Below are 6882 nucleotides of genomic sequence, written 5' to 3' on the forward strand. Positions count from 1 at the left end.
TCCACACGGGCCTGCGCCTGTTCCACCACTGATGCGGATCCGCGCGTTCGCGGACTCGGACGAAGAACGGGTGGTGGCACTCTGGCTACACTGCGGGCTGGTGCGGCCCTGGAACGACCCGCGCAAGGACATCGCGCGCAAGAAGCGCGTGCAGCGGGAGCTGTTTCTCGTGGCCGAGGAGGGCGGCGAGATCGTGGGCTCGGTCATGGCCGGCTACGACGGTCACCGCGGCTGGGTGAACTATCTCGCGGTGCACGAGTCATTGCGGCGGGGCGGGCTGGGGCGCGCGCTGATGGCCGAGGTGGAGACGCGGCTGCGCGCGTCGGGCTGCCCGAAGCTCAATCTGCAGGTCCGGAACGACAACGCTGCGGCGCTGGGCTTCTACGAGCGGCTCGGCTTCCAACGCGACGAGGCCGTGAGTCTGGGCAAGAGACTCGAGAGCGACGAGCGCTGATGCCGGTCCGGCTCGAGCGACCGGCCGAGCACCCGCACGTGGCGCTGGTCACCTTGGACCGGCCGGAGCGCGCCAACGCACTCGATCCAGCCATGCTCTCGCAGCTCGCCGGCGCGTGGCGCGAGATCGCGGCCGACTCCGAGCTGCGCTGCGCGCTGGTGACCGGCGCGGGCGAGCGCGTGTTCTGCTCGGGCATGGACATGCGCGCGACCATCCCGGTCGCGCAGGCGTTGGCGCGCGGCGAGAAGATCGCGCCGGCGGACTTCGAGGGCCTGCGCTCGGTGTCGACCGCGCTGCTCGCGGGCTTCGACCTCGGCGTGCCGCTGGTCGCGGCCGTGAACGGTCACGCGCGCGCCGGCGGCTTCGACCTCCTGCTGGCGTGCGAGATCCGGGTCGCGGTACCCGAGGCCACGTTCGCGCTGGAGGAGGTCGCTCTCGGGCTGTACCCGACCGGGAACGCCACGGTGCTCCTGCCGCGCCAGATCGGCTGGGCGCACGCGCACGAGCTCTTGCTCGGGGCAAAGCCGATCTCGGCCGCGCGCGCCGCGGAGATCGGCTTCCTGAACCGCGTGACTCCCCGCGAGTCACTGCTCGACACGGCCTTCGAGCTGGCCGATGCGATCGCCGCGAACGCGCCGCTGGCCGTGCGCGCCACGCGCCGCGGCGTGCGCGAGCTCCTGGCCCTGCCGCTCGACCAGGCCTATCGCCGCCAGGAAGAGCTGGGCCGGCCGCTGCGCGCCACCGAAGACGCGCGCGAGGCGCAGCGCGCGTTCGTCGAGAAGCGCAAGCCCGCCTGGAAGGGGCGCTGAGTCGTTCGTTGGCGGCCGGCGACCGCGAGCGCTGGGACGCGAAGCACCGCGCGGGCAGCCACGACGCGGACCCGCCGGATTGGCTCGACGCGTTCGACGCTGTGCTGCCGCGGCAGGGCCGTGCACTCGACGTCGCCGCGGGCACCGGCCGCGTGGCGCGCGCGTGGGCCGCGCGCGGGCTCGAGTCACTCGCGGTCGACGTGTCGCCCGAGGGGTTGCGCCGGGCGCGCGAGGCGGCGGCGCGGGCCGGGCTGGCGCTCGAGACGCGCGTGCTCGACCTGGAGCAGGAGCCGCTGCCCGAGGGTCCATTCGCGCTGGTGAGCTGCTTCCACTACCTGCAGCGCGACCTGTTCGCGCGCATGAGCGAGCGGCTCGCGCCCGGCGGCGTGCTGGTCTGTGAGATCGCGACGCTGCGCAACCTGGAGCGCCACGCTCACCCGAGCGCGCGCTTCCTGCTAAAGCCCGGCGAGCTTCTCAGCCTGTGCCGCCCGCTCGAGATCGTGACTCACAGCGAAGACTGGCGCGGCGACGCCTTTCTCGCCCGGGTCATCGCGCGCAATCCGGGCTGACTCGAGACGCGCGAGTGTCTTTGGGCGGCCGCTCGAGCAACAGCTTCCAGAGACCTCCGGGTGCGAGCGCGCGGTCGATCTCCTGCGCAGTGAGATACGCGCCCACCACCAAGCTGAGCAGCAGCACCAGCCCCAGGAAGTGGCTCAGATTGGCATTCGCCCAGACCTGCTCGAAGCCTGCGTCCATGCCGCCGTCGTGACGCGACGCCTCGAACACGCGCTCTGCCGTGCCGAGGGCAATGACCACGAGCGCGTAGGCGAGGGTCTTGACCACGATCGCGACGATCCGCCGGGCCCTGCCCACCGCGTAGCGCGCGCCGACCCAGTCGAGCACCGGGACGACCTTGCCCAGCACGAGCGCGGCCACCGCGGCCCGCGTGAAGACGGCGAACCCGATCGAGTATTGCTCGACGAACAGCTTGAACAACACGAACAGCAGCAGGAACGCCGCGAAGAAGAACAACACCTTGGGCACGATCTCGCGAATCAGCTCTCGAGTGACTCTGGCGATCGTGCTCATGGCGAGTCACCCAGCTCCTCGGCCAGGATCGGCAGGGCGAGGTTGGACGCCTGCACGCCCTGCGCCACCCAGAGATTCAGCACCTCCATCATCTCCTCTCGTGGACATGCGCTTTCGAGGTCCGCTCGCGGACATGATCACAGGATCCGGGTCGTTCGGGGAAGGGCGATTGCGCGCGCGCTGCGACGCTCGAGTGGGAGAGCCGGAGTAGAATGACCGCGGTGGCCGAGGCAGTCTCCGAGCGTGTGGCCGACTACCTCGAGCGCGTGAAGGCGCTCGAGCCGGTGGTGCGCGAGCACGCCGCCCGCTCGGAAGCGGAGTCGCGGCTCGCGGCGCCGATCGTCGAGGCGCTCCACCAGTCCGGGCTCTTCCGCATGCTGCTTCCGCGCAGCCTGGGCGGAAGCGAGCTCAGCATTCCCGAGTCACTGCGCGTGTTCGAGGCGATGGCGCGGATCGACGCCTCGACCGCCTGGAACCTCGCGATCTGTGCCGACGCGCCGATCTTCGCCCACTTCACGGAGCGCGAGGCCTTCGAGACCATCTTCCGCGACCCGCGCGCCGTGATGGTCGGAACCTTGAATCCCGCGACCACCCGGGCGGTGGAGTGCGAGGGCGGCTACCGCTTCAGCGGCCGCGGCACGTACCTGAGCGGATCGGCGCAAGCCACCTGGATGACGGCTGCCGGATTGCGCATGCGCGACGGCAAGCCCGTGCTCGTGGACGGCGCGCCGAGCCTGCGCACGGGGATCTTTCCGATCGCGCACGCCAGGTTCGAAGACACCTGGCGGGTCTCGGGCATGAGAGGCACGGGCAGTCACGACTGCACCTTCGAGGACGTGTTCGTGCCCGATGCCTTCACCTACGACTGGGCCAATCCCGAATCGCGCTGGAAGGGCGGCGCGTTCTCGAAGATACCGCTCACGACCCAGCTCGGCGGCGCGCTGGCCTCCGTCGCCGTGGGCGTCGCGCAGCACGCGCTCGACGCACTGACCGAGCTCGCGCGCACCAAGGTGCCGGTCGGCATGCGCTCGAGCTTGCGCGACCGGCCGATCGCCCAGGTCCAGGTTGCCCAGGCCGCGGGTGCGGTCCGCGCGGCGCGCGCCTATCTGTTCGCCACCAACGACGAGCTCTGGCGCCGAGGCGAGGCGGGTGGTGAGTTCGACTTCGAGGTGCGCGCCGCCGCGCGCCTCGCCTCGGTGACTGCGGTCAAGCTGTGCGCGCAGGCCATCGACCTGGTCCACGAGGCTGCGGGCATGACGGCGGTCAGCGCGGGGCACGAGCTCGAGCGCTGCTGGCGGGACCTGCACACGCTCTCGCAGCACGTCATCCTGTCGAGCAGCCGCTACGAGGTGATCGGCCGGATCATGTTCGGGCTCGACCCGGCCTCGCCGATCATCTGAGCCACTCGAGCACGCGTTGCGCGATCCCGTCGGGGTCGGTCATCGCCATCAGGTGCGGGTCGTCCAGTGTCTCGCGCTCGATCGTGGGCGCGAGCGCCACGAGCCGGTCGACCAGCGCGCCCGGGAAGCTGCCCCGGCCGGCGTGCAGGTAGAGGGCCGGACGAGTCAGTGCGGCAGCGTCCTTCCAGGCGTCGAAGCCGCGGCCGGCCTCGTACACGGCCGCCTCGATCTCGCCGGGGCACGCCAGCTCGATCTGCCCGTCGGCCCGGTCGTGGAAGCCGTGGGCGAGATAGGCCTCGAGCGCGCGCGGGTCCCAGTCGGCGAAGGTTCCTTTCTCGCGCCAGCGGGCGCGCAGCGCGGCGCGCGAGGCGAACACGTGCGTGCGCTTGCGCGCGATGTCGGCGGCCACGTTGGGTCCGCGCGGGAAGGGATCGGCGTTGGGGAAGTCGGCGGGCGGGGGCACGATCACGGGGTCGAGCAGGACGATGCGCTCGAAGCGCTCGGGCTCGCGCGCGGTCGCGTTCATGAGACACGTGCCGCCGAAGCTGTGACCCACGCCCAGCGCGAACCGGGCCGCGCCGGTCTCCCCGAGCACTCGCTCCGCCACCGCGGACAGGTCGAGCGCGAACTCGACCCAGGCGTAGGGCCCGGGCGGCGCCGGCTTGTCGGAGTCGCCGTGGCCGCGGGCGTCGTAGGCGAACACGTGGAAGCGGGCGCACAGGCCTTCGGCCAGGGGGCCGAGCACGTCGGCGCAGAAGCCGTTGGCGTGGGCGAGCAGGGCCGGCGGGCCGTCGCCGCCGAAGTCGACGATGTTGAGCGCCAGGCCGCGCTCGGGCAGGAAGCGTTTGCCGCGCTCGATCTCGGGAGGTCGGGTCACGGCGCGGCATTCTACGGTGTAGCCTCGCCCCGATGCGCGCAGCGGACGTGGCGGTGGTCGGCGGCGGGGTGATCGGCGCCGCGTGCGCCTGGTCGCTGGCGCGCCACGGGGCCTCTGTGGTGCTGCTGGAACGCGACGCCGTGGGCGCGCACGCCTCGGGCGCCGCGGCCGGTATGCTGGCGCCGATCGCCGAGACCTGGGGCGCGGGGCCGATCTTCGCGGCCGGGCTCGAGTCACTGCGTGCGTTGGAGGGCGACGTCGACGAGCTCCGCGCGCTCTCGGGCGTGGATCCCGAGCTCGTGCGCTCGGGCGTGCTGCGCGTGGCGGGCGAGCCGGAAGCCGGCGCGCTGCGCGGTCACGCGCGGGCGCTCGAGGCGGCCGGCTGCAGCTGGCTCGACGCAGGCGAGCTGCGCAAGCTCGAGCCCGGCATCGGACGGAGCTTCGCGGGCGCCGTGCACTCGGCGCGCGAGGGCCACGTCGACCCGGCGCGGCTCACGCGCGCGTACGCGGGAGCGGCCGCCCGCCGCGGGGCGCGCATCGAGACGGGCGTCGAGGTGATGGGCCTGGTGCGCGCCGGCGCGCGAGTCACCGGCGTGCGCACCGCCGCCGGAGAGCTTCCCGCGCATGACACCATCCTGTGTACGGGCGCATGGGCGGCCCGCGCGGGCGACTGGCTCGGCGTGGCCGTGCCGGTGACTCCGGTGAAGGGCCAGATGCTGGCGCTCGACGCCGCGGGCCGGCGCGGGGGGCCCATCCTGTGGAGCGACGACGCCTATCTCGTGCCCCGGCCCGACGGCGAGCTGCGCGTCGGCGCCACCGTGGAGCACGCCGGCTTCGACGCACGGCCCACGGCCGCCGGCGCGGCGGGTCTGCTCGCGGGTGCGTTCGCGCTGGTGCCCGAGCTGCGCGCCGCGACCTTGCTCCGGGTCTGGGCGGGTCTTCGGCCCGGCAGCCCCGACGAGCTTCCGCTGATCGGACCCGCACCGGGCGTCGCCGGCGCCTGGCTCGCCGCCGGCCACTTCCGCAACGGCATCCTGCTCGCTGCGCTCACCGGCGCGGCGCTCGCCGACGAGATTCTCGACGGGCGGCGCCCGCCCGGGCTCGCGCCCTTTGACCCGGCGCGGCACAGAAGGGAGAATCCGTCCCTCGACGAGCCAACGTCCGGGAGGAGCTCATGAAGGCCGCAGTGCTGCGAGAAGTGAAGAAGCCGCTGGTGATCGAAGACATCGAGGTCTCGAAGCCGGGTCCGCACGAGGTGCTGGTGCGCACCGTCGCCGCGGGCGTGTGTCACAGCGACCTGCACTTCCAGAACGGCTCGTACATGTACCCCATGCCCGCGGTGCTGGGTCACGAGTCGGCGGGCGTGGTCGAGCAGGTGGGCTCCGAGGTGCGCTACGTGGCGCCGGGCGACCACGTGATCACCTGTCTGTCGGTGTTCTGCGGTCACTGTGAGTTCTGTCTCTCGGGCCGGCCGGCGCTGTGCACCAAGGTCGACACGCGGCGCAAGCACACCGACCCGCCGCGCCTCTCGCAGGGCGGGAAGCCGGTGTGGCAGTTCCTCGACCTGTCCTCGTACGCCGAGCAGATGCTGGTGCACGAGAACGCGATCGTGAAGATCACCAAGGACATGCCGCTCGACCGCGCGGCGCTGATCGGCTGCGGAGTCACCACCGGCGTGGGCGCGGTGTTCAACACCGCCAAGGTCCCGCCCGGCGCGACCGTGGCGGTGATCGGCTGCGGCGGCGTGGGTCTCTCGGCCGTGCAGGGCGCGTCGATCGCGGGCGCGGGCCGCGTCATCGCGGTCGACATGCTCGACTCCAAGCTCGAGCTCGCGCGCAAGATGGGCGCGACCGACGCCGTGAATCCGAAGAAGGGTGACCCGGTCCAGCAGGTGAAGGACCTGACCGGCGGCGGGGTCGACTACTCGTTCGAGGCCATCGGGCTCAAGATCGCCGCGGAGCAGGCGTTCGGCATGCTGAAGAACGGCGGCACCGCGACCGTGATCGGCATGATCCCGCTGGGCCAGAAGGTGGAGCTGCCGGGCGTGGACTTCCTGTTCGAGAAGAAGATCCAGGGCTCGAGCATGGGCTCGAACCGCTTCCGCACCGACATGCCGAAGTACGTCGACATGTATCTCGCGGGCAAGCTCAACCTCGACGACCTGGTCTCCAAACGCATCAAGCTCGCCGACGTGAACGACGCCTTCGCGGCGCTCGAGAAGGGCGAAGTCGCGCGCCAAGTCATCATGATGTC

At 72.0% G+C, this 6882-nt stretch carries 8 protein-coding genes; 6 read left to right on the forward strand and 2 right to left on the reverse strand.

Going from position 1 to position 6882, the window contains the following annotated elements; translation table 11 throughout:
- The first annotated feature begins 31 nt into the window (after positions 1 to 31).
- Genes VMR86_16835 through VMR86_16845 form a run of 3 tightly spaced genes read left to right on the forward strand, consistent with a single transcriptional unit; the run spans position 32 to position 1832 of the window.
- Entirely contained in the window at positions 32 to 454 is a 423-nt protein-coding gene (locus VMR86_16835) for a GNAT family acetyltransferase (protein ID HTO08715.1), read from the forward strand.
- Positions 454 to 1263: an enoyl-CoA hydratase-related protein gene (locus VMR86_16840; GenBank protein HTO08716.1), complete on the forward strand. Its 810-nt coding sequence runs from the start codon at positions 454 to 456 to the stop codon at positions 1261 to 1263. Before VMR86_16835 ends, VMR86_16840 begins: the two co-directional genes overlap by 1 nt.
- Before the next feature lie 8 nt (positions 1264 to 1271).
- Positions 1272 to 1832 carry a class I SAM-dependent methyltransferase gene (locus VMR86_16845; protein HTO08717.1) on the forward strand — a complete coding sequence of 187 codons (561 nt, stop codon included), beginning with the start codon at positions 1272 to 1274 and terminating at the stop codon, positions 1830 to 1832.
- Here VMR86_16845 and VMR86_16850 read toward each other — a convergent pair.
- A complete protein-coding gene (locus VMR86_16850; protein HTO08718.1) occupies positions 1810 to 2352 on the reverse strand; it encodes a hypothetical protein in 543 nt (180 codons plus the stop codon). The genes VMR86_16845 and VMR86_16850 overlap by 23 nt on opposite strands.
- A gap of 221 nt (positions 2353 to 2573) precedes the next feature.
- On the opposite strand from VMR86_16850, the gene VMR86_16855 reads away from it, so the two are divergent.
- Positions 2574 to 3752, forward strand: coding sequence for an acyl-CoA dehydrogenase family protein (locus VMR86_16855; protein ID HTO08719.1), 1179 nt, complete (start codon positions 2574 to 2576; stop codon positions 3750 to 3752).
- Here VMR86_16855 and VMR86_16860 read toward each other — a convergent pair.
- Complete coding sequence (locus VMR86_16860; GenBank protein HTO08720.1) at positions 3745 to 4629, reverse strand: alpha/beta hydrolase; 885 nt, start codon at positions 4627 to 4629, stop codon at positions 3745 to 3747. The genes VMR86_16855 and VMR86_16860 overlap by 8 nt on opposite strands.
- Positions 4630 to 4661: 32 nt before the next feature.
- Here VMR86_16860 and thiO point away from each other — a divergent pair, with 32 nt between their 5' ends.
- Together thiO and VMR86_16870 are read left to right on the forward strand one after the other, a co-directional pair.
- Complete coding sequence (gene thiO / locus VMR86_16865; protein HTO08721.1) at positions 4662 to 5807, forward strand: glycine oxidase ThiO; 1146 nt, start codon at positions 4662 to 4664, stop codon at positions 5805 to 5807.
- Positions 5804 to 6882, forward strand: a 1079-nt coding sequence (locus VMR86_16870; GenBank protein ID HTO08722.1) for a Zn-dependent alcohol dehydrogenase, incomplete at its 3' end; no start/stop codon positions are given. The genes thiO and VMR86_16870, both read left to right, overlap by 4 nt.

It is taken from the genome of Myxococcota bacterium (assembly GCA_035498015.1).
GTDB lineage: Bacteria > Myxococcota_A > UBA9160 > SZUA-336 > SZUA-336 > VGRW01.

What these genes read in the sequence shown, in the direction of transcription:
- thiO (HTO08721.1), top strand. Translation starts at nt 4,662, where the DNA reads ATGCGCGCAGCGGACGTGGCGGTGGTCGGCGGCGGGGTGATCGGCGCC.
- VMR86_16840 (HTO08716.1), top strand. Translation starts at nt 454, where the DNA reads ATGCCGGTCCGGCTCGAGCGACCGGCCGAGCACCCGCACGTGGCGCTG.
- VMR86_16850 (HTO08718.1), bottom strand. Translation starts at nt 2,352, where the DNA reads ATGAGCACGATCGCCAGAGTCACTCGAGAGCTGATTCGCGAGATCGTG.
- VMR86_16835 (HTO08715.1), top strand. Translation starts at nt 32, where the DNA reads ATGCGGATCCGCGCGTTCGCGGACTCGGACGAAGAACGGGTGGTGGCA.